This window comes from Bacteroides xylanisolvens (genome assembly GCF_018289135.1).
Lineage (GTDB): Bacteria > Bacteroidota > Bacteroidia > Bacteroidales > Bacteroidaceae > Bacteroides > Bacteroides xylanisolvens.
In genome coordinates, this window is sequence record NZ_CP072216.1 from 2,884,572 (window position 1) to 2,905,684 (window position 21,113).

The 21,113-nt window shown below is 39.9% G+C and carries 18 protein-coding genes, 2 pseudogenes and 1 riboswitch; of the genes and pseudogenes, 10 read left to right on the forward strand and 10 right to left on the reverse strand.

What is annotated here, in order from left to right:
• The first annotated feature begins 692 nt into the window (after positions 1–692).
• Both INE92_RS12315 and INE92_RS12320 read left to right on the forward strand, forming a co-directional pair.
• Positions 693–1,844, forward strand: a complete 1,152-nt coding sequence (locus INE92_RS12315; protein WP_008018700.1) for an ISAs1 family transposase — start codon at positions 693–695, stop codon at positions 1,842–1,844.
• Between the two features lie 706 nt (positions 1,845–2,550).
• A complete protein-coding gene (locus INE92_RS12320) occupies positions 2,551–3,654 on the forward strand; it encodes an AAA family ATPase (RefSeq protein ID WP_074708867.1) in 1,104 nt (367 codons plus the stop codon).
• A gap of 262 nt (positions 3,655–3,916) precedes the next feature.
• On the opposite strand, the gene INE92_RS12325 is transcribed toward INE92_RS12320, so the two are convergent.
• Positions 3,917–4,141 carry a winged helix-turn-helix domain-containing protein gene (locus INE92_RS12325; RefSeq protein WP_004308997.1) on the reverse strand — a complete coding sequence of 75 codons (225 nt, stop codon included), beginning with the start codon at positions 4,139–4,141 and terminating at the stop codon, positions 3,917–3,919.
• Positions 4,142–4,452: 311 nt separating this feature from the next.
• Between INE92_RS12325 and INE92_RS12330 the strand changes: the two genes are divergently transcribed.
• Complete coding sequence (locus INE92_RS12330) at positions 4,453–5,310, forward strand: AraC family transcriptional regulator (RefSeq protein WP_195436705.1); 858 nt, start codon at positions 4,453–4,455, stop codon at positions 5,308–5,310.
• A gap of 218 nt (positions 5,311–5,528) precedes the next feature.
• Here the strand turns inward: INE92_RS12330 and INE92_RS12335 are convergent, their stop codons facing one another.
• The 3 genes from INE92_RS12335 to INE92_RS12345 all read right to left on the reverse strand — a co-directional run bounded on the left by INE92_RS12335 (position 5,529) and on the right by INE92_RS12345 (position 7,934).
• Positions 5,529–5,900, reverse strand: a complete 372-nt coding sequence (locus tag INE92_RS12335) for a VOC family protein (RefSeq protein WP_004317320.1) — start codon at positions 5,898–5,900, stop codon at positions 5,529–5,531.
• 94 nt (positions 5,901–5,994) lie between these two features.
• Complete coding sequence (locus INE92_RS12340) at positions 5,995–6,798, reverse strand: AraC family transcriptional regulator (protein WP_004308994.1); 804 nt, start codon at positions 6,796–6,798, stop codon at positions 5,995–5,997.
• Positions 6,799–7,064: 266 nt separating this feature from the next.
• Entirely contained in the window at positions 7,065–7,934 is an 870-nt protein-coding gene (locus INE92_RS12345; protein WP_120070936.1) for a DUF6845 domain-containing protein, read from the reverse strand.
• Between the two features lie 437 nt (positions 7,935–8,371).
• Here INE92_RS12345 and INE92_RS12350 point away from each other — a divergent pair, with 437 nt between their 5' ends.
• Positions 8,372–9,274, forward strand: a complete 903-nt coding sequence (locus tag INE92_RS12350; protein WP_338022576.1) for a DUF1848 domain-containing protein — start codon at positions 8,372–8,374, stop codon at positions 9,272–9,274.
• On the opposite strand, the pseudogene INE92_RS12355 reads toward INE92_RS12350, so the two are convergent.
• Both INE92_RS12355 and INE92_RS12360 read right to left on the reverse strand, forming a co-directional pair.
• Positions 9,187–10,059: pseudogene (locus INE92_RS12355) on the reverse strand (ISAon1 family transposase); the annotation flags it as partial. The gene INE92_RS12350 and the pseudogene INE92_RS12355 sit on opposite strands and share 88 nt — an antisense overlap.
• 40 nt (positions 10,060–10,099) lie before the next feature.
• Positions 10,100–10,471 (reverse strand): ISAon1 family transposase N-terminal region protein, encoded by a 372-nt coding sequence (locus tag INE92_RS12360; protein WP_008640050.1) that lies wholly within the window; start codon positions 10,469–10,471, stop codon positions 10,100–10,102.
• Between the two features lie 47 nt (positions 10,472–10,518).
• Between INE92_RS12360 and INE92_RS12365 the strand changes: the two are divergent.
• Positions 10,519–10,761: pseudogene (locus INE92_RS12365) on the forward strand (DUF1848 family protein); the annotation flags it as partial.
• Between the two features lie 372 nt (positions 10,762–11,133).
• Positions 11,134–11,913 carry a 7alpha-hydroxysteroid dehydrogenase gene (hdhA, locus tag INE92_RS12370; RefSeq protein ID WP_004308991.1) on the forward strand — a complete coding sequence of 260 codons (780 nt, stop codon included), beginning with the start codon at positions 11,134–11,136 and terminating at the stop codon, positions 11,911–11,913.
• Positions 11,914–12,083: 170 nt separating this feature from the next.
• Here hdhA and INE92_RS12375 read toward each other — a convergent pair whose 3' ends face one another.
• Positions 12,084–13,973, reverse strand: coding sequence for a toxin-antitoxin system YwqK family antitoxin (locus tag INE92_RS12375; RefSeq protein ID WP_195436707.1), 1,890 nt, complete (start codon positions 13,971–13,973; stop codon positions 12,084–12,086).
• A gap of 166 nt (positions 13,974–14,139) precedes the next feature.
• Between INE92_RS12375 and pncB the strand changes: the two genes are divergently transcribed.
• Positions 14,140–15,306: a nicotinate phosphoribosyltransferase gene (gene pncB / locus INE92_RS12380; RefSeq protein ID WP_004308989.1), complete on the forward strand. Its 1,167-nt coding sequence runs from the start codon at positions 14,140–14,142 to the stop codon at positions 15,304–15,306.
• Between the two features lies 1 nt (position 15,307).
• On the opposite strand, the gene INE92_RS12385 is transcribed toward pncB, so the two are convergent.
• The 3 genes from INE92_RS12385 to INE92_RS12395 form a co-directional block, all read right to left on the reverse strand.
• Complete coding sequence (locus tag INE92_RS12385; RefSeq protein ID WP_004308988.1) at positions 15,308–15,622, reverse strand: HigA family addiction module antitoxin; 315 nt, start codon at positions 15,620–15,622, stop codon at positions 15,308–15,310.
• Between the two features lie 7 nt (positions 15,623–15,629).
• Positions 15,630–15,947 carry a type II toxin-antitoxin system RelE/ParE family toxin gene (locus INE92_RS12390; protein WP_004308987.1) on the reverse strand — a complete coding sequence of 106 codons (318 nt, stop codon included), beginning with the start codon at positions 15,945–15,947 and terminating at the stop codon, positions 15,630–15,632.
• A 238-nt stretch (positions 15,948–16,185) separates the two neighbouring features.
• On the reverse strand, positions 16,186–16,509 hold the full coding sequence (locus INE92_RS12395) for a thioredoxin family protein (protein ID WP_022199079.1): 324 nt from the start codon (positions 16,507–16,509) through the stop codon (positions 16,186–16,188).
• Positions 16,510–16,785: 276 nt separating this feature from the next.
• Positions 16,786–16,989, forward strand: a riboswitch (cobalamin riboswitch).
• A 132-nt stretch (positions 16,990–17,121) separates the two neighbouring features.
• Here INE92_RS12395 and accC point away from each other — a divergent pair.
• From accC to INE92_RS12410, 3 genes are read left to right on the forward strand one after another with little or no spacing between them, the layout of a single operon-like run.
• On the forward strand, positions 17,122–18,636 hold the full coding sequence (gene accC / locus INE92_RS12400) for an acetyl-CoA carboxylase biotin carboxylase subunit (RefSeq protein ID WP_004308984.1): 1,515 nt from the start codon (positions 17,122–17,124) through the stop codon (positions 18,634–18,636).
• Positions 18,637–18,659: 23 nt separating this feature from the next.
• Positions 18,660–19,169 carry an acyl-CoA carboxylase biotin carboxyl carrier protein subunit gene (locus INE92_RS12405; RefSeq protein WP_004316076.1) on the forward strand — a complete coding sequence of 170 codons (510 nt, stop codon included), beginning with the start codon at positions 18,660–18,662 and terminating at the stop codon, positions 19,167–19,169.
• 19 nt (positions 19,170–19,188) lie between these two features.
• Positions 19,189–20,724 carry an acyl-CoA carboxylase subunit beta gene (locus tag INE92_RS12410; protein WP_212702042.1) on the forward strand — a complete coding sequence of 512 codons (1,536 nt, stop codon included), beginning with the start codon at positions 19,189–19,191 and terminating at the stop codon, positions 20,722–20,724.
• Positions 20,725–21,113: the final 389 nt, after the last annotated feature.

The following is a 21,113-nucleotide window of genomic DNA, read 5'->3' on the forward strand; positions in this document are numbered from 1 at the left end:
AGCTATGACAAAAGTAGAAATAAATATCTATTAAACAAACAATTTTGACAGAAAAAAACATGCTTTGTCTATTAATCCAGTTTATATCATATAAAAAAACATTAACCCGACGTTTCCTGAAAATGATTTTTCACTTTCATTTCTCATATTCTCATAGTAAATACAATAACTATATATAAATCAAATGCATAACACTATGAGAAATACTATTCAAAACGGCATTTCTCATAGTATTACCAGCGTTTCATCCATAAAACAACGTATTTCTCATACCTTTTCAAGGTATTTCTCATAGTATTTTGACTATTTATCCTATAAATTCTCAAGCTAGATCCTAAACTAAAGACCAAATTGAATACCAGACTAGACACTGCTTTACAATACATTATCAGTGCTTATTGAAAGTATATAGAGCAGACATTCGCATATTTTCCTACCTGCATCTGCATCGTTGCACTCCAGTGAACAGGCCTGTGCACTAGAGTAGAAAGAATCGTCTACTCGAGTGCAACGATCTGTTCACTGGAGTGCAACGATACAGATAGTAGTAGGAAACAGGGTCGACGCATTATATTTTTTACTATCTTACAACTTGTATTTTATTTTTATATTATTGACTATTAGTGTATTATCTATTGTATATGTCGATTATTTTCCTTATCTTTATAAGATATTATAAAACATAAACTAACATGAAAATTGGCATAATTGACCTTTGTAAACAAATAGAAGATCCTAGGATGAACCGCAAAAAAGTACATAAAATGGAAACTATTATCTATATATCCATTGCTGCTGTAATCTGTGGCGCCCAGTCTTGGAATGAGATTGAGGAATTTGGCAATGCGAAAATTGCTTTTTTCAAAAGTCGCATACCTGACCTGGAGTTCATCCCTAGTCATGATACTTTTAATAGATTCTTCAGTATAATAAAGCCCGAGTATTTTGAGTTGATCTTTCGTAATTGGGTAAAACAAGTTTGTCAGGAGGTGAAAGGCGTTGTAGCTATAGATGGCAAGCTCATGCGTGGTCCAAGCCAATGTGATGGAGAGCATACTACGGGAAAAGAAGGATTCAAATTATGGATGGTTTCCGCCTGGTCTGCCGTTAATGGAATTTCTTTAGGTCAGGTAAAAGTAGATGATAAAAGCAATGAAATCACAGCTATTCCATTGTTGATTAACTCTTTGGAACTAAGTGGTTGTATTGTTACAATTGACGCGATGGGATGCCAGAAAGATATAACCCAGACCATTATTGAGCGTGATGCAAATTATATTATAGCTATAAAGGAGAATAAGAAAAAAAATTATCAACTAGCTAAACAAATTATTGACGATTATCAGGATAGAGATGAAATAATCAATAGAGTCACCAGGCATGTGTCGGAAAATACCGGACATGGAAGAGTTGAGAAAAGAACCTGTACTGTAGTCAGTTATGGTTCTATAATGGAGAAAATGTTTAAGAAGAAACTTGTGGGGTTGAAGTCTATTGTAGGGATAAAGTCGGAGAGAACAATAGTAGCAACAGGAGAATATACTCAAGAGGTCAGATACTATGTAACTTCACTTGATAATACCAAACCGGAGGAGATTGCATCTGCCATCAGACAGCATTGGTCTATTGAGAATAATCTTCATTGGCAATTGGATGTTACCTTTCGAGAAGACTACAGTAAAAAGGTGAAAAATGCAGCCAGAAACTTTTCGGTGGCAACAAAGATGGCACTTACCATACTAAAGAAGGATAAAACAACAAAAGGAAGTATGAATCTGAAAAGACTAAAAGCCGGATGGGATGAAAAATATTTGTCACAACTTTTACAGAACAATAATTTTTAATGCGTCTGCCCTGTAGTAGGAAAAAATGGCAATGATTAAGGAAAAGCATAAGGATATAAGGTGCATGATACACAGGAAAGCAGTAAACAACGGGAAGTTGCTTAATAAACAACATAAGAAGAAGGAATAATCATAAAGTCCGACGAGAGTCTGGGAAAAGATACAGCCATAATGCATGAGAAAGGAGTAAAATAGATAAAAGGAGTATGAGAATAAGATGAGAAACGATTTAAAACCTATGAGAAATGCATCATTTTTAAGGCTAAATGATAGAAATAGTATGAGAAATACCATTTTATATTTTATTTCTCATACTATTATATTATTGATTTACATATAATTACCGTATTATTTATGAGAATATGAGAAATGAAAATGAAAAATCGTTGGTTCTTAATCAAATTCCGTGCTACTTATTTATGTTCAATAACCTTATTCATGGCTATTCCGGGGTACTTTAAGATGCATATAGCTTGGATAATTTATTTGCTATTTCTAATATGCCGATATCCCTTTATCCATCAACCTTTCAATGAGCTTTACTAGCACGGAATTTGAAGAAGAACCAAATCGTTTGCAGGGGGCGCGCTGATATAAATGCAGGAAACTATCATACCAATGTTTTTCAAGAAAATGAGAAATCGGATAAGTCCATATCATAGATTTATTTAGTACCTTTGCCGTCCTATTTATATAAAAAGAAAAAATGAGTAAAGAATACACACTCGCAGATTTCACAGATATTTTCGATTACTCCACAGGCTGGTTCAGCGACAGTAGCATTTGTAGTCTATTCTATCAGATATTCAAACGATTCCCTTCTATGAAAATGGTGAAATATAAAGTAAACCAGGATTTCCTGAAAGAAATCAAAGAACTTTATCAGCAAGACGATGCGTTCGATATATTCGAGCATATATATTGCAATCATTTTGAGAATGAAAAAGAGGAAGAGGAGGAAGAAGAAGATACATCTACAAAAGAGTTATATGATTGCATCGTTATCTGCAAGAAGAATTTAATGATTGGCTATTTTGATAATTGCACAAAAATAGCCTATTCCAATATTGATAAGGAAGAAATCGATCGTATCAATCAGATTTGCGAAAACCACAAAAAGGAGAATGAGAAACTGAACAACCTATTTATAGTAACATACGCTCATAACTACTTCAGCCTGAAACAATCGCAAATCAATAAGCCGGGCATTCAGATTGACCGCCACTATAACAATGATTTTGCTCCCGTAGCCGCTGAAATCGAAAACTTCCTATTAGAGGAGAATAAAAGCGGTTTAATCATTCTGCACGGGAAACAAGGTACGGGGAAAACAACTTATATCCGTCATCTTATCAATCTCGGAAAAAAGAGAATGATTTATATGAGCGGCGACCTGGTAGACAAACTTTCGGACCCTAGCTTTATCACTTTTATCCGTCAACAAAAAAATTCTATCTTTATCGTAGAAGATTGCGAAGAGTTATTGTCAAGCCGCAACGGAAGCAACCGCATGAATGCCGGACTAGTCAACATACTGAATATCAGCGACGGACTATTAAGCGATGAATTATGTATCAAATTTATCTGCACATTCAACGCTCCACTAAAAGATATCGACGAAGCCTTGCTTAGAAAAGGACGTCTGGCTGCCCGGTACGAATTTAAAGACCTGACAACCGACAAAGTAAACCAACTAATAAAGGAAGAAGGACTGGATATCCCCCAACAGACACAACCTATGACACTGGCTGAAATCTATAATTACGAAGGCATGGATTTCTCTTTAGGAAGGAAGCGGGTAGGATTCTGAACAAATCCTCCAAAGTAGAACTTTTAAAGAAAAATCGACTATTATTATTGCGAAATATAAGTATCTATATTTTACCTATCAACAAGAACGATTTGATATTTTTATACGTTTATTATACGTTAAAAGAGTTGCCCTATTACGGAGCAACTCTTTTAAATATTAAACTTCTTAAGTTCAAACTTTGCATGTGATACCTTATATCGACATTTTCTTACTTACAAGTTAACGGAAATCCAAAGATACTCACTCGCAAAATCTGTAATTATCCAAAGCTAAAAGGGAAAGTGCTTTCATCAGATAAAGCAATTAATCCGTTCTTTCGCTGGATACAAATTTTGTTTTCTCTTGCCAGCCAACCGGCCGCCAATGCTGTACTTTCTACGCTTAGGTTTAATCTTCTTGCCAATTCAGGTATTGAAATTTCACCAATTTCTTTCAGGGCACACCAAACTTTTCCGGCATTGTTCCCTACAATTGTTTTATCCATGGCTATTTTTATTAATAATTTGGTTACAATATAGTCATTTTAATAATTGTTTATAACAAAACCAAGTTTTTTGTTTTAGTTTTTGACATTATTTAAAACAAAGAAATCAATTTCGCGTCTAGTGATTAAAAACTTGGTAATAATTCGTACCATAACACCACTAAAAGGAACATTATATATCAAAATAAATTCTCAAAACAGGAATCGGGCAATCACAGAAAGAAAATAGGAAATTGACATTTCCGCAATATCGGACAAGTCATTTCGCTTTTTTACCAATACCTTTGCGGAGTGAAATACCAGAATAAGTTATGCAACAGAAAAAAACAACGAAAGAAGAATATCAAAAGTGCGTAAATGTTGTAGTGGAATACATCAACCAACATTTGGGAGAAGACATTGATTTAAAATCTCTGGCCAGAATTTCAAACTTTTCTCCTTTTTACTTTCACCGGATCATGAAAGCTTTTCTCGGTGAACCGATTGGTACGTTTATTGTCCGGACGCGGACAGAAGCTGCCGCACGTCTACTCCGCTACTCGGATGTTCCGATTGCCGACATAGCCTATCGGATTGGTTACTCTTCTCCTTCTTCGTTGTCGAAAGTGTTCAAGCAATTTTATAGCATTTCACCTTTAGAGTATAGAAACAATAAAAACTTTGTAATTATGAAACCAGCGATTATCAGGCCAGACCTGGAACTAAAAAGAGAGATCAGAAACGTTTCCGAACGGAATGTGATTTATATCCGCCTCACCGGCGATTACAAACTGAATGATTACGGTGGCACCTGGGGCCGTTTATTCCAATTCATCAAAGAACAACAGTTGCCGATGGGAGATTTCAGCCCGCTTTGCATCTATCACGATGATCCGAAAGTGACACCGGCAGAAAAACTGCGTACAGACGTATGTATGGTAATGCCTGTAAAGGTAGCCCCCAAAAGTGATGTCGGATTTAAGGTGATCCCGGCCGGACGTTATGCTATCTTCTTGTATAAAGGTCCGTATGACAATTTGCAAGCTGTGTATGATACGATTTACGGAAAGTGTCTGCCTGAAATGGAATGTACGCTGCGTGATGAAGCCAGCGCGGAACGTTATCTGAACAATCCATGCGACACTGCTCCCGAAGAGTTGTTGACGGAAATTTATATTCCGGTAGAATAATGCGGACAGACAAATGGCGGAATAAAGAGAATGAATAAAGATGTGATTTAACGTCTGACTTTTTTGGGGGGACAGTGCAAAACCCTGATAAGTCTATCTTTTAGACGCGGATGACACGGATTTAGCAGATTTATAATCTTCTTATCCGTGTCATTTTGCGTTATCCGCATCTAAAAGCATATTATGCTATAACAGGCTACCTTCCTCTCTCCTACCTGTTATTTTTCAGCATAAATGCCAATCCGATTTCCTTCACTATCAGTGAATACGGCAAACCATCCTTTGCCGTCCGCCTCAATCTTTGTTCTGGGAATGACTACTTTCCCTCCTTTCAGAAGTACTTTTTCCAAGGTCTGTTCTATATCCTCACAGTTGAAATGGATAAGCACTCCATGCGTGGAAGGAAGAAAGTCGAAATTTGAAGCATAAGAGATAGCACCGACGGTTTCACCTTCTTCTGTGAAACAAGCCATTTTTTCTGTTTCACATTCAAAAGTCGGAAGTTGCATACCCAATACTGTTTCGTAAAAATCGACAGCCCGATGGAAATCGGAAGCAGGAATCTCAAAAAATGCAATTAGTTTTTTCATTTCGTTTCTTTTTTATCGTTACTACTAAGCCTTTGCAAAGACACTGCAAAAGTAGGGCAACACGAGGAAGCCTGATAGGAAAAAAGGGACATCTTTAAAGTTCGGAAAAATAATCGGAATAAGGAGCGCAGACAGAAAGATACTCTGCAGGGGTGTAACCGGAAAAGAGTTTGAATTCCTTTATCATGTGAGACTGATCGGAGAAGCCACATTCGTAAGCTACTTGTACAAAAGGGATAGTGGCATCCTGCTGCAACATTGACAATGCCCGCTGCATACGGACAATGCGAATAAATTCTTTGGGAGTAGTGCCGACATAATCGGCAAAGATACGTCCAAACTGCTTACTGCTCAAACAGGCTGTTTCCGACAGATGAGCAATGTTGATTTGTGGCTGGAGGTTTATTTCATGAAACACAGCAGACATCCGCTTGAGGTTATACTCCGGAAGGGTGTATAAACGACGAAGGAAAAACTGCTCTATCAAACGAATAGAAACGGCATTATCAGAAGTGTCAGTGACCTGTTTCACCAAATCCGACAGTTCTACATCTTCCATCGCATCGGTATCTACATTTTGTCCGTGAAACAGATGGCTGGGAATATGAAACAATGCTTTAACTGCATAAGGCTGGAAAACAACAGTAATCATTTCTATCCTACCCGTCGACTGTACATCCGAAAAGCCGACCGATTGTCCGGAAATAAAGGATTGAGGTTGTAGTTCCGACTCGCCCGACAAAAGGAGTTGTTTCCCTTTATGAAATACCAGTTGCATACAGCCAATGGGCAGAGTCCGTTCGGAAACCGGAGTCACTGAATCGTCTTGCAATATCCAGTAATGCCGTATATAAGGAGCAAGCGCCAAACAGGGTTTTATGAGTTGAAATGATTGCATAGAGCAAAGATATTATTTCTTAATTCAAATGCAAAAGTAAAGCTCCTGTTTAAAGAGGTATAGTAAAAAAAAGACTTTTTATAAATTAGGGAGTCGTCCTATTAAGAACAGATATGCCGGAATGATAAACAGATAAGGATTTAAGGCAGGATCCTTATTTGAGAATAAGGTACAATTGAAAAGACGGCAAACCTTTTCTTAATAAAAAAACATCCTCTGTTTGAAAGAGCATGATTGTAGCTCACATTCAAACAGAGGAAGATTCTTTAGATAACGGAAAGTCCGTATTCGTAGGCCTCCGACATCGCATTATAGTCCTCGTCGGAATAGCTACCTTTATCTCTGGCTTTCTGCATATCTTTCATAAATGATTCTACGGAAGTCAGGAAGCTATAATAATTCTTCTGTTCTTCATCATAACCTGTGACAGCAGGAAGTTTCTTTGCAGCTTCGAGTTCTTTCTTCAGTTCGGCCATCTTCATATCAATACGCATACCGTCCAGCGCATGTTTGCGTGAATAGAGATTCATGATGCTTTGCACGGTGCCGGACATCTTACGCATGGCCATGATTTGATCTTTCAACGGTTCATCGGCAAGCAGTTCTTTTTCAGCTTGTTCTGTCAGAGGGCTTAGAATATCAAAGATCACTTGTTTATATTCCGACATTTCTACACTAAGCCGATAGTTCTCGTCGAGGAGCTTGCCGATCTTTGCAGTCTCTTTTGCCTGCTTGTAAGAGAGGAATTTATTAAAATTATCATAGAATTGCGTCCTTGCACTGAAAAGTCCTCGATAACTCTGCTTCAGATTCTGACGGACTTCTATATTAAAATAATCTCCCGGATCCATCAATTCCGCTGTATCTCTGGCAGATACTTCAGGTGGTGCAATCGGAGATACTTCAGGAACTTTTCCTGTCTGTTCCATATATCCCAAAACTGCATTTATGTCTTTCGCATTGGCTACATGCCTCAACACGATAAGCGATGTATGATAATAGTTTATCACCTTACTGGCATTGTCCAATTCCTCCGAAGCGACAGAGGACGCAGCCTGTTTCTTGTTTCCTCCCGAACAAGAAACCAACAAGAGAGCACCTACAAGTGCTCCGAAAAATAAAATATTCTTCTTCATAATGGTTCGTTTATTAAGTCTTTCGTACTATAACAATAAAAATCGTTTTTTGTTATAGACAAACAATGCATATTCGAGAAGTGTAGTGGAGAAATTTAAAATGCTGCTAACGATGATTAAGGAATAAGCAACCAACGTGTATAAAAACAAAAAATGGCTACTCATCACGAGCAACCAATCTTTTGTTAACCTTAAATCTAATACTTATGAAAAAAACACAGTACAAAGGTACCATATTTCAGATAAATAGCAAATTTCAGCGCCTAAACAGACGATATTGTAACAGGGTTTAATACTCCGAGAATCGCATTAACATTTCAGACTTCATCCGTTAACATTTAACATATTCATTCACATAAGTTGCTCCCCGGATAAGTAAGAATAGAAAAAAAGGCTAATCATGGAAACGACATTGTTTTTTTTCGTAACTTTGAACTATGATAATCAGTGCCAGCCGCCGGACAGATATTCCGGCATTCTATTCTCAATGGTTTTTCAACCGGATAAAAGAAGGATATGTATTAGTGCCCAATCCTTATCATCCGAAAATGATTAGCAGGATTTCCTTATCTCCTGCTGTGGTTGATTGTTTCGTATTCTGGACCAAGAACCCGGCCCCGATGCTTAACCAGCTGGATAAATTACAGGATTACAACTATTACTTCCAATTTACACTCAACCCTTACGGAGAAAAATTGGAGAATCGTTTGCCATCTATCGATAAACGAATTGATACCTTTAAAAAGCTGGCAGACAAAATTGGCAGAGAAAAAATGATTTGGAGATATGATCCGATACTGACGAATGAGGAATACAACGTTTCTTTCCACCAGGAAGCATTCGCCCGGATTGCCCATGAACTCAAAGACCATACCTCGAAATGTATGTTGGGATTTATAGATCATTACCCCCATATCCGAAACTCGATACAACCATTCAACATCAATCCGCTGACCAAAGAGGAAATAGAAGAAATGGCCGTCTCCTTTAAAAAGACAATAGATATTTATCCCGGTATACAGCTGGACACTTGTACCGTCAAGGTAGATTTAAGACATTTGGGTATTCCCAGCGGCTTGTGCATTGATAAAGGGCTGATTGAAAAGATCACCGGTTATCCTATCCTTGCTCAAAAGGATAAAAATGGCTCAGTTGTAATTCTTGGGGGATTAAGTTTAGTCAATTCCCTTCATGCATATACCTTTGCTAGCCTAAAAAGGAAGAAGCTCATATCCACTACTCCTCTAAATGATGCCCTAAATGCTTTGATTTTAGCATTAAATGCTTCCGCTGCTGCATTTGTACTCCTGTTCACAAAGAAGTTCAGAATCCTTTCATAATGATTCTCAATAGAGTTTGCTACTGTTGTGAATGTATCGTATCCATATTCTTCAATCTTATTATACCATAGTGCCAGCTTTGCTCTTGCTACATCCTTGTCATAGTTTGTGGAAAAGATCTTTCCCAACTCCAATGAGTAGTAATATACGTGCTTAATATCTTCAAACTGCTTGAAAAGTAATTCTGCCCTGATTTTCTGACTCTTGGTCCATTTATCAGGTGATTTAAATAATAAATATCTGCTTCTGGCCAATAATTGCCTGAGTGTATCTCCGTTTTCGAGTTCTTCTGCTTTATATACTTCCCCCTTCTCTTTTGCCGCTTTCATAGCTTTATTCTCCTCTTTTATCACTTGCCATCTATATGTAATGCGCAACTCTTGTACAGCTTCGTATACAAGTTTTTGTACATGAAACCTATCAATCACCTGCATGGCACGTGGAAAGCACGTTTTGGCAATCTTTTGCATGCTCCCGGCCATATCCAGTGTAATTTCTTTGACCTGATTACGCAGCTCCTGTGGCATCTTTGTAAGTACCGCAATGATATCATCGGTTTTAGTGCCCTGAATTACAGCTATAATAGAACCTTTCCTACCTCGCTTATCTCTATTTATTAAGATGGTATAAAGATCTCCCTTACTTAAAGCCGTTTCGTCAATACATAGGTGATAACCCATATTCTTTGGATAAAGGATATACTCTTGGGCATGTGCTCTCTGATCCCAATTCTGGAAGTCACTCAGGTGGTCTTTATATTGGCTTTGAAGCTGTTTGCCATCCATACAGTAATGCTCAGCTACACTTTGGCAGCTAACGGCGTGATTATCTAAGTAATTCTTTTAAAAAAGCACCGAACTCAGCGGTTATGCGAGTACCGGTGGCTACCAAACTCCAGTCACGACTATATGTCTGCCCAGTGGATGGATCTTCCCAGCGACGACGCTTGATACGTAAATAAACGGCTTTACCACGGATAGGGAAGTCCTGAACTTCAATCTCAGGGAGGAAACCTTTTGAGTGAAGATGGAGATCAGAGTACTCAGCAGGAATAGTGGCTTTCTCCTCTAAATAAAGAATAAAGCAAGTATCCTGAGAAACATGATTGACTAGGGTAAAGTAATCAAGGATTCCTGAAGGCAAGAACAAGCTTAAAGAAGCAACAGGATCAATCGTTTGGGAAGAGGATGTTTTCATGATGCAAAAATAAGAATTTTAACGCAATCCCCCAAGGTTTCAGACTGAGGCATAAAAACCAGCGTAATATCTGCAACTGTATCGAAAGTATTGATATCGGGACTTATGAAAGTTGTCTGAACGGATGTGTTTATTGCTATGCCATCAAAGGTAATTATAATACAGCAGCATATAATATGAAGAAACATGATAAAAACTCGCCGTTGCTCATCGGTCATTTATCCGAAGATGATATAGTAAAGGAACGGGAGATGAAGAGTCTGCGGGATAACCAATATTCGTTGTTTTAGTCTTCCTGATCCGTATCTGACTTACAGGCATAAAAAAAGGCTATCTATCCCAGACAGCCAATCTTTTGTTAACCTTAAATCTAATACTATGAAAAACACAGTACAAAGATACGGACTTTTCGGTTATCTCCAAATTTTCGGCCCAATGCAGCGTATCTTATAACATGGTTTAATAGAATCTGAACCGTATTAACAAATAAGCGGTTAAGCATTAACATTTAACAGTTTTCTTAAATAATCAGGGCATAAAACTGGAGGAGATGCAAATGTTTTCCAATCGGACACCTTATCTTATTAAAGAGCGTTTATGAGGTCTAACAAATTCCTCTGCCAGCTGTTTCTAATAAAAGGTAACCATCAAATTCACAATATATGAACAGATTCGAAAATAAAGTAGTTGTCATCACCGGTGCTGCCGGTGGTATCGGCGAAGCAACCACACGCCGCATTGTCTCCGAAGGGGGCAAAGTAGTCATCGCTGACCATTCTGAAAAAAAGGCGGAACAGCTTGCCAACGAACTTACTCATGCAGGGGCCGACGTGCGCCATGTCTATTTCTCCGCCACCGAACTCCAGAGTTGCAAAGAGCTGATTGATTTTTCTATGAATGAATATCAACGAATAGATGTACTGATTAATAATGTAGGAGGAACCGATCCCAAACGTGACCTTAACATCGAGAAGCTGGATATCAATTACTTTGACGAGGCATTCCACCTGAATCTCTGCTGCACTATGTACCTTTCTCAACAGGTCATCCCTATCATGACTACCAATGGCGGCGGAAACATTGTCAACGTAGCTTCCATAAGCGGACTTACTGCTGATGCTAACGGTACATTATATGGTGCCAGCAAAGCGGGCGTCATCAACCTGACGAAATACATCGCTACCCAAATGGGAAAGAAAAATATCCGCTGCAATGCCGTAGCCCCGGGATTGGTACTTACCCCCGCGGCATTGGATAACCTGAATGAAGATGTACGCAACATCTTTCTCGGCCAATGTGCCACTCCTTATTTAGGAGAACCGGAAGACGTCGCAGCTGCCATCGCTTTTCTGGCTTCGAACGATGCAAGGTACATCACCGGACAAACAATCGTCGTAGATGGTGGCCTGACTGCTCATAACCCGACAGTAGCGTTATCATAGAACATAACTTTAATACAATGAATAAAATGACAATAATGAGAATATGGCTTCTTTCGCTATTTATCAATAGCGGATGCAACCGGGAATTAGTAGAATAGACAGTAATGATCTTAAAATATCTATCAAAAAGGGGGAAGAGTGGATGCATGATTTTCCATTGTTTCTGGGTTTCACAATGACTTTACCCATGCATTCATTTCGTTAATAGCTTCTAGTGAAGACGGAAGCTCCTGCTTAGTCTGCAAAGCATCAGGACGAAGATCGACGCGCACATACCCCCAGCCGTCTTCGTCGATTTGCAGATAGCCACACTTCCTGTACTCTTCCAGGCAACTGTCAGAGCATCCTCCATAAAAGTCACATTGAAGTTCATCTTCCGACGTTTTTTTATTGGCAATGAATGAACTTTCACCCACCCAGACAAAATCGTCCAAATCAACCTCAAAATAATCCCCTCCTCCCCGATTGAGTGCGGCAACTTCCGCCAAACGTCCTTCGGGAAGCATCTTGTAAACGCGGACATAACATTCTTCCTTATACGGATTTTCATCTACGACAAGGAAAAGACCGGATTTTCCACAGAATAAAGGGGTATCTATACTACGATATTCGTAAACTTCTCCTGTAACATCACTCATCACAAAATAGCCCCAGCTCTCAAACCCTGAATAGTGAAAAAAATGCAGACCGTAATCAGACTGATACCCATCATAGTACCATTTTATAAATCCATCTTCATCTTCTTTCGCCGGAGAATTCAGCAGTGCGAGTTCCCCCTTTTTCCAGCGCACGGACAGTTTATTCTGATTGTCTGTATAACGCCCTTTACCAGAATCAAGCTGTTTATTACAACTATCCGCCTTCATATTCGTATATTCAGCAAATTCAAGTTTTTTCACGTCTGCCCCTGTATTGCTATACATACGCAAGGAGATCATTCTTCCACTATGATAGTCATACATACTCTTTTCAATCCGGTTGCCTTCTTCAGAATAAATTTCAGTCATGACACCCGGCACGCCTTTCTCCGAGTACGGATAACTCTCGAAACGACGTAGCCGCCCGCCAGAATAATTCCTTATATCCAGCCGCTTTTGAGTTCCGACCGTCACAATGCTTCGTTTTACAGAATCACACTTATCATCCATGAAGTATATCGGCTCATCGGAATCCTTTTCAAAATATTTTCGTTTCAGAAGATACTTTTTGCCGTTCTCCAATGCATAAATTTCTTGAATGTAATAAAAGGGAGTCCCTTCTGATGCCTGATATTTATACTCATACCAGTCGGGAGCCTCCGCTACCCCGTCAGGGTCATTATAAGCGTATTCCGAATGGCTATAATACCAACATTCGGTCGGTAACACTTCCTGATCGTCAATATAATGATTAACCTGCCATAGATGTCCGTTGGCATGCCATCTCATTTCCTCTCCGTTTAGCTTCCCATCTTTATAGTGTTCAAACCAGTCCGGCTTTCCATCATAATACCATCTCTGACGTACTCCATTAAGTTTACCTCGTGTAGCCTGGTAAAAGATATGGGGATATCCGTTGGAATAATAAGATTGATAAAGTTCACAAATACTGTCAAGAGTGATTATACGACTTGTCATACAATGGGAAGAGATACTGTAATGACGCACCGTATCGTTCTTTATTCCGTCTTTATAAACAACTACCGAATAATAGGGTTCCGACACAAAAGAATCAGTCGAGCGAAAATAAAAGTGCTTATAAGCACCGTTCATCAATGAGTCCTTGTAAAAACAACGTTCCACGCCATCTACTTGTTTCCGGCAAATACTGTCGGAGTCATAGACCTTCAAAGAAGATACTTCCGGTTCTTTTAGCAATGATTCGGAAAGCGTATCAGGAATAATCCAATCACTTCCTTTATAAAAATCCATAGAGAAAGCTTCGGAAATAGCAGTAGTTTTTTCGCTTAAAGCGTTTTCCTGTGTTTCCTGATTCGTGGAAGAAGATTGCGAAGTTCCTCCGGTTTTTCCGCCACATGATAACAACAGTAATACGCAGCTATATACCAAAGCGTTTTTCATACCAAATATCTTTTATTTAATACATAATTACGGCAAAATTAATGATAATATCAGATAATCAGGTATAAATCGATCCCAAAAATGGAATAATTATCTGTCAGCAGGCTATTATTTCGTTCAACAAATACTAACTTTACAACGTTATTAATAGAAAAGAACGAACGTCATGATTGTTAAAACACTACTAGATACAGACCTCTATAAGTTTACCACCTCGTACGCTTATATCAAACTGTTCCCCTATGCAATGGGTACTTTTAGTTTCAATGACCGGAACGAAACAAAGTATACCGAAGCTTTTCTGGAAACACTCAAGGCAGAGATCAAGAATCTTAGTCAGTTGAGATTCACGGAAGAGGAGTTGGAATACATGACGAAGAATTGCAGATTTCTCCCGAGAGTCTACTGGGAGTGGTTGTCTTCTTTTCGTTTCGACCCGAATAAGATTGATATTCATCTGGATGAAGCCTGTCATCTCCACATCGAAGTGACTGACTTGCTTTATAAAGTGACTTTATATGAAGTGCCTTTGCTCGCTATTGTTTCTGAAATCAAAAACCGGTTCTTCGGCCATGTAGCAGACATGAACGGGATTCTTTGCAAACTGTCGGAGAAAATAGAGTTATCGAACCAACATCAGCTCCGCTTTTCAGAATTTGGTACACGGAGAAGATTCTCTATTGATGTGCAGGAAACTGTTATCAAAAGACTGAACGAGACAGCGCAATATTGCACCGGGACTTCCAACTGCAACTTCGCAATGAAATATGGAATGAAAATGATGGGGACTCACCCTCACGAATGGTTTATGTTTCATGGAGCACAGTTCGGATATAAACATGCCAATTATATGGCACTCGAAAACTGGGTGAATGTTTATGACGGTGATTTGGGTATCGCACTTTCCGATACCTATACTTCCGGCATCTTCCTTAGTAACCTTAGCCGTAAACAAGCTAAACTTTTCGACGGTGTGCGCTGCGATTCCGGTAATGAATTTGAGTTTATCGACCGACTGGTTGCCCGCTACAAAGAGTTGGGAATCGACGCGACAACCAAAACCATCGTATTCAGCAATGCCCTCGACTTTACAAAAGCATTAGACATTCAAGAATACTGCAAAAACAAAATCCGCTGCTCTTTCGGAATCGGCACCAATCTCACCAACGATACCGGGTTCGAACCTTCGAACATCGTGATGAAACTGACGCAATGCAAGATGAATGTCAATCAGGAGTGGAGGGAATGTATCAAACTGTCGGATGATGAAGGAAAACATACCGGCAGTCTTGAAGAAGTGCAGGCATGCCTGCATGAGTTGAGGTTGAACTAAATTATAACAATGTGGCACATATTTTCCGTAAGTTCTCCAAATGCGCTATAACATTCTTATCTTTTCGGGCAATCTGCATATTATATCTTGTCTGCATATTCATCAGCATTTCCGCATTTATATTGGTAGCAGCTTCAATCAATAAGGCAAAATCCGTAGATACAGGACGACGCCCATTCAATATATCATTCAACATCGTATAAGACACGCCTACCACTTCCGCAAATCGTTTCTGCGATATACCACGAGATTGTAATTCTTCTTTTATAATCTCTCCCGGATGCACCGGAATAAAAGAATACCCTAAGTTAGACATACTATTCTTATTTATAATGATTTGTTATGTCAATAATAGAACAAATAGTTATGATTGGTTCAGAGTCCGTAGTCGATATTTTAAATTCCAGTCGATATTGTTTATCAATCCGAATAGAGGAAATATCTTTTTTACTCCCTGTCAATACTTCATAATTCAACGAATTTAAAGGATAAAGCGCTTCTACATTCAATGCTTCAGCCAAAGTGACAATTCGCTTCACATAATTCCTTATTACTTGAGGTTGAAAACGATGCTTCTTATCGTTACATTTACCTTCATAATAAAGTTCTGAAAGATACTCCTTTTCAAACTCAATAACCATTTCTCTAATTATTACGACAGTACAAAGATAGTAGTTTTTCCAAGAATACACTAAAAAAGTGGATATAATGATAGCAGTTCTATCAAACTTAGTTAAAACCAAGAAGTATTAGATAAAAACTGCTATCACCTTATTAAAATAACTGTATCCAAGCAGCACAGTATACATGTGCTTTCTTTATACTATCTGTGACAAAAGTGACAAAATCCATATCCGTGGAGTTAGATTAAAATCTTTTTCAGAATTTGAATCCTTTCACTGCTTTTTCCAATCTTTCCAAAGGTAATTCGCCGGATTGCCGCCAAAGCTGTTGCCCTTTTCTAAAAAGAATAAAGGTAGGAGTCGACTCCACCGTATAAAAATCAGTAAGGGCAGGCTCCTGGTCGATGTCCACTTCCACCACTTCCAATGTTCCTACCATCAGTTTCTTGAACTCTTCAACAACCGGTTTCATGCGCTGGCAGTGAGGACACCACGTTGCGTAAAACTCTGCCATTAGCCAATCACCGTTAGCTAGCTTCTCCTGGTTTCTTTCTTCACGAGCTATTTTCTTTTCTTTCATAATGAATATCTCCTTTTAATTAATAACTATCAACCTAACAATATCAGGAGAAAGATGGTTTAGAAAAGAAGCAAGGTTACACACAAATTAAAGAATCAAACCCGTTTGCATTTACCCGACCAGCTATTAATATCCAAGCAAATCATCTCCGTACGATGAAAAGACTTCTCCGCATCATACTTTGCTCCTATCACTTTATCTTCCGGACTAAGGACAAGCATTGCACAAAATTGAAACTTTCGTGCAAAAAAGGAACATCCTATTCAATATTTATTTATCTTTGCCCCCCAAAATGGTTCAGAATCCGTATCCAACGGACGATGATTAATAGGGAACCGGGTGTAAATCCCGGACAGTCCCGCTGCTGTGAAACTCTGTTCAATGTCTTATAATTGAACTAATTTAACGCCACTGATGTTATTCGGGAAGGCAAATAAGACAAGAGTCAGTCAGAAGACCTGCCATTTTGTGTAAGACGCCCCTCTCCTCGTGGATTAGGAGAAAGAGTATCACTTGTTAAGCCCCAAATCAAAAAAATACTGTTTTTCGTCGGGTGGAGTATGTCCATTAGACGGGAAGACATTAATAAGTATGTACTTAATTGAAAAAAGTATGATAAAAAAAATCTTAGTAGCCAATCGCGGTGAAATTGCCGTAAGGGTGATGCGTTCCTGCCGGGAAATGGAGATAACGAGTATCGCTATCTTCTCCGAAGCAGACCGGACCGCGAAGCACGTGCTTTATGCAGACGAAGCTTATTGCGTAGGGCCGGCAGCATCCAAAGAGAGTTATCTGAATATAGAAAAAATCATCGAAGTGGCAAAAGCAGCTCATGCAGACGCCATTCATCCGGGTTACGGCTTCTTGTCCGAGAATGCCACCTTCGCCCGTCGATGTCAGGAAGAAGGAATCATCTTTATCGGACCCAATCCGGAAACAATGGAAGCTATGGGAGATAAAATTGCTGCCCGTATCAAAATGATTGAAGCGGGAGTACCCGTAGTTCCCGGCACACAAGACAACCTGAAAAGCGTGGAAGAAGCCATAGAGCTTTGCAATAAAATCGGCTATCCGGTGATGCTGAAGGCCTCTATGGGCGGTGGTGGAAAAGGTATGCGCCTCATCCACAGTGCCGAAGAAGTGGAAGAAGCTTATACCACTGCCAAGAGCGAATCATTGTCTTCCTTTGGCGACGACACGGTTTACCTGGAGAAGTTCGTTGAAGAGCCTCATCACATCGAGTTCCAGATTCTTGGTGACAAGCATGGAAATGTCATTCATCTGTGCGAACGCGAATGTTCCGTGCAACGCCGTAACCAGAAAATCGTGGAAGAGACTCCTTCGGTTTTCGTCACTCCCGAACTGCGAAAAGACATGGGTGAAAAAGCGGTAGCGGCGGCTAAAGCTGTGAACTACATCGGTGCGGGTACTATCGAATTCCTTGTTGATAAACACCGCAACTATTATTTCCTTGAGATGAACACCCGCTTGCAGGTGGAACATCCAATTACGGAAGAAGTGATCGGAGTAGATTTGGTGAAAGAGCAAATTAAAGTTGCCGACGGACAAGTGCTTCAACTGAAACAAGAGAATATCCAGCAACGCGGGCACGCTATCGAATGTCGTATCTGTGCCGAAGACACTGAAATGAATTTCATGCCAAGTCCGGGTATCATCAAACAGATTACAGAGCCGAACAGTATCGGTGTGCGTATTGACAGTTATGTATACGAAGGATATGAAATTCCGATCTACTATGACCCGATGATCGGTAAACTGATTGTGTGGGCTACCAATCGCGAATATGCGATTGAGCGGATGCGTCGTGTTCTCCACGAATATAAATTGACCGGAGTGAAAAACAACATCAGTTATCTGCGTGCCATCATGGATACTCCTGATTTTGTAGAAGGTCATTATGACACAGGATTCATCGCCAAGAACAGCGAGTTTCTGCAACAACGGATTACGCGCACCAGCGAATATTCCGAAAATATTGCCCTGATCGCTGCTTATATAGACTATTTGATGAATCTCGAAGAGAACAACAGCGGTATGGCTGCCGACAACCGCCCTATCAGCAAGTGGAAAGAGTTCGGATTGCATAAGGGTGTGTTGAGAATCTAAATTTTAACAAAGAGAATTCAATTATGGAAATTCATATAGGAAACCGCGTGGCCGAAGTAGAACTGGTCAGCAAGGAAGATAACAAGGTAGTGCTCACCATTGATGGAAAAACGTTTGAAGCAGACGTAGTGATGGCAGAAAACGGTACTTGCAACATCTTGATGGACGGACGCAGTTCGAACGCACAGCTGATTCGCCGTGATAACGGAAAAAGCTATAAAGTGAATACGCATTATAGCAGTTTCAATGTAGAAATAGTGGACAGCCAGGCAAAATATCTGCGTATGCGCAAGAAAGGGGAAGAAGAACAGAATGACTGTATCATTTCTCCGATGCCGGGCAAAGTAGTGAAAATACCTGTTGCAGTCGGCCAGGAAATGAAGGCGGGAGACACCGCTATCGTTATCGAAGCCATGAAGATGCAGAGTAACTACAAAGTGACTTCAGACTGCCGCATTAAAGAAATTCTGGTTCAGGAAGGTGATAACATAACCGGCGACCAGACATTAATAACATTAGAACCGATTGCATAATATAAGAACGGATTGCATTATGGAAGAAATGAATAAAGCATACGCCACGTTCGAAGAACGTGACCGCATCGCTTCTCTTGGTGGAGGCGTTGATAAAATAGAGAAGCAACACGAAAGCGGCAAAATGACTGCTCGCGAGCGTATTGAGATGTTGCTCGATAAAGGTACTTTCGTTGAACTGGATAAGTTGATGGTTCACCGTTGTACGAACTATGGCATGGATAAAAACAAAATTCCGGGAGACGGCATTGTTTCAGGTTACGGAAAGGTAGACGGTCGCCAGGTATTTGTTTACGCTTATGACTTTACCGTATATGGCGGCTCACTGTCTGCTTCCAATGCCAAAAAGATTGTGAAAGTACAACAACTTGCGTTGAAGAACGGTGCCCCGATTATCGCTCTGAATGATTCGGGTGGCGCACGTATTCAGGAAGGCATCGAAAGCCTTTCCGGTTATGCGGATATTTTCTATCAGAACACAATGGCCAGCGGTGTGATTCCACAGATTTCGGCCATCCTGGGTCCTTGTGCCGGAGGCGCTTGCTACTCTCCTGCCCTTACCGATTTCATCTTTATGGTGAAAGAAAAAAGTCACATGTTCGTGACTGGTCCGGATGTAGTAAAAACCGTGATTCATGAAGAAGTAAGCAAAGAAGAGCTGGGTGGCGCAATGACACATAGCAGCAAGAGCGGTGTGACGCATTTTATGTGCAACTCCGAAGAAGAACTGTTGATGAGTATCCGCGAACTGTTGTCTTTCTTACCGCAGAATAATATGGATGAAGCCAGGAAACAACCTTGCGCCGACGAAACCAACCGCGAAGACGCTTCTCTGGATACAATCGTTCCGGCAGATCCGAACGTACCGTATGATATGAAAGACATTATCGAACGCGTGATAGACAACGGTTATTTCCTCGAAGTCATGCCGAACTTTGCAAAGAATATCATCATCGGCTTTGCCCGCATGGCAGGTCGTTCGGTAGGTATCGTAGCCAATCAGCCGGCTTATCTTGCCGGCGTTCTTGATATCGACGCCAGCGACAAAGCAAGTCGTTTTATCCGTTTTTGCGACTGTTTCAATATTCCGTTGATTACATTCGAAGATGTTCCGGGATTCCTTCCGGGATATACGCAGGAAAACAACGGTATCATCCGTCACGGCGCAAAAATAGTTTATGCGTTCGCAGAAGCTACTGTTCCCAAACTGACTGTTATTACCCGCAAAGCTTACGGCGGCGCTTATATCGTAATGAACTCCAAGCAGACAGGAGCTGATGTGAACTTCGCATATCCCAGCGCAGAAATTGCAGTGATGGGTGCAGACGGTGCAATCAATATCCTGTTCCGCAAAGCTGACGAAGCAACAAAGGCTAAGGAACTGGAAGCCTACAAAGAAAAGTTTGCTACTCCGTATCAAGCTGCCGAACTGGGATATATTGACGAAATCATTTATCCGAGACAGACTCGCAAACGTCTGATTCAGGCACTAGAAATGACGGAAAACAAGATGCAGACAAATCCGCCCAAGAAGCACGGTAATATGCCTTTATAACAACTAGATAAGGTGTGCATAAAGCACCCTCCCATAAAGACGGGCTTACATAGATTCTACGATATACTTTAGAATCTTTGTAAGCCCTCTTTTTATGAGTAAGTCTTTTTATATACACAAAAAAAACGGCACCTCGATTCACATCGCAGCACCGTCACAACACAAACACAAAATAAAACACGACAAAACTACTATGCAATCTTCCTGTCATGCCGGGGAGGCATACCTTGCTTGACTTATCTATATTCGCATACACACAAGAAGCTTTATCAGGCGATTTGCACAATAAATAACATACACTTCCGGATTTTGTTCACAGGATTGATAAGATTTTATTCAATAATATGATAAGAAAATGAAATAATGTGCTCTTTAACGAATTCAAGAGA

Excerpts from the sequence above, each read along its gene's own strand:
- INE92_RS12315 (WP_008018700.1), top strand. The coding sequence starts at position 693 with ATGAAAATTGGCATAATTGACCTTTGTAAACAAATAGAAGATCCTAGG.
- INE92_RS12320 (WP_074708867.1), top strand. The coding sequence starts at position 2,551 with ATGAGTAAAGAATACACACTCGCAGATTTCACAGATATTTTCGATTAC.
- INE92_RS12325 (WP_004308997.1), bottom strand. The coding sequence starts at position 4,141 with ATGGATAAAACAATTGTAGGGAACAATGCCGGAAAAGTTTGGTGTGCC.
- INE92_RS12330 (WP_195436705.1), top strand. The coding sequence starts at position 4,453 with ATGCAACAGAAAAAAACAACGAAAGAAGAATATCAAAAGTGCGTAAAT.
- INE92_RS12335 (WP_004317320.1), bottom strand. The coding sequence starts at position 5,900 with ATGAAAAAACTAATTGCATTTTTTGAGATTCCTGCTTCCGATTTCCAT.
- INE92_RS12340 (WP_004308994.1), bottom strand. The coding sequence starts at position 6,798 with ATGCAATCATTTCAACTCATAAAACCCTGTTTGGCGCTTGCTCCTTAT.
- INE92_RS12345 (WP_120070936.1), bottom strand. The coding sequence starts at position 7,934 with ATGAAGAAGAATATTTTATTTTTCGGAGCACTTGTAGGTGCTCTCTTG.
- INE92_RS12350 (WP_338022576.1), top strand. The coding sequence starts at position 8,372 with ATGATAATCAGTGCCAGCCGCCGGACAGATATTCCGGCATTCTATTCT.
- INE92_RS12360 (WP_008640050.1), bottom strand. The coding sequence starts at position 10,471 with ATGAAAACATCCTCTTCCCAAACGATTGATCCTGTTGCTTCTTTAAGC.
- hdhA (WP_004308991.1), top strand. The coding sequence starts at position 11,134 with ATGAACAGATTCGAAAATAAAGTAGTTGTCATCACCGGTGCTGCCGGT.
- INE92_RS12375 (WP_195436707.1), bottom strand. The coding sequence starts at position 13,973 with ATGAAAAACGCTTTGGTATATAGCTGCGTATTACTGTTGTTATCATGT.
- pncB (WP_004308989.1), top strand. The coding sequence starts at position 14,140 with ATGATTGTTAAAACACTACTAGATACAGACCTCTATAAGTTTACCACC.
- INE92_RS12385 (WP_004308988.1), bottom strand. The coding sequence starts at position 15,622 with ATGTCTAACTTAGGGTATTCTTTTATTCCGGTGCATCCGGGAGAGATT.
- INE92_RS12390 (WP_004308987.1), bottom strand. The coding sequence starts at position 15,947 with ATGGTTATTGAGTTTGAAAAGGAGTATCTTTCAGAACTTTATTATGAA.
- INE92_RS12395 (WP_022199079.1), bottom strand. The coding sequence starts at position 16,509 with ATGAAAGAAAAGAAAATAGCTCGTGAAGAAAGAAACCAGGAGAAGCTA.
- accC (WP_004308984.1), top strand. The coding sequence starts at position 17,122 with ATGATAAAAAAAATCTTAGTAGCCAATCGCGGTGAAATTGCCGTAAGG.
- INE92_RS12405 (WP_004316076.1), top strand. The coding sequence starts at position 18,660 with ATGGAAATTCATATAGGAAACCGCGTGGCCGAAGTAGAACTGGTCAGC.
- INE92_RS12410 (WP_212702042.1), top strand. The coding sequence starts at position 19,189 with ATGGAAGAAATGAATAAAGCATACGCCACGTTCGAAGAACGTGACCGC.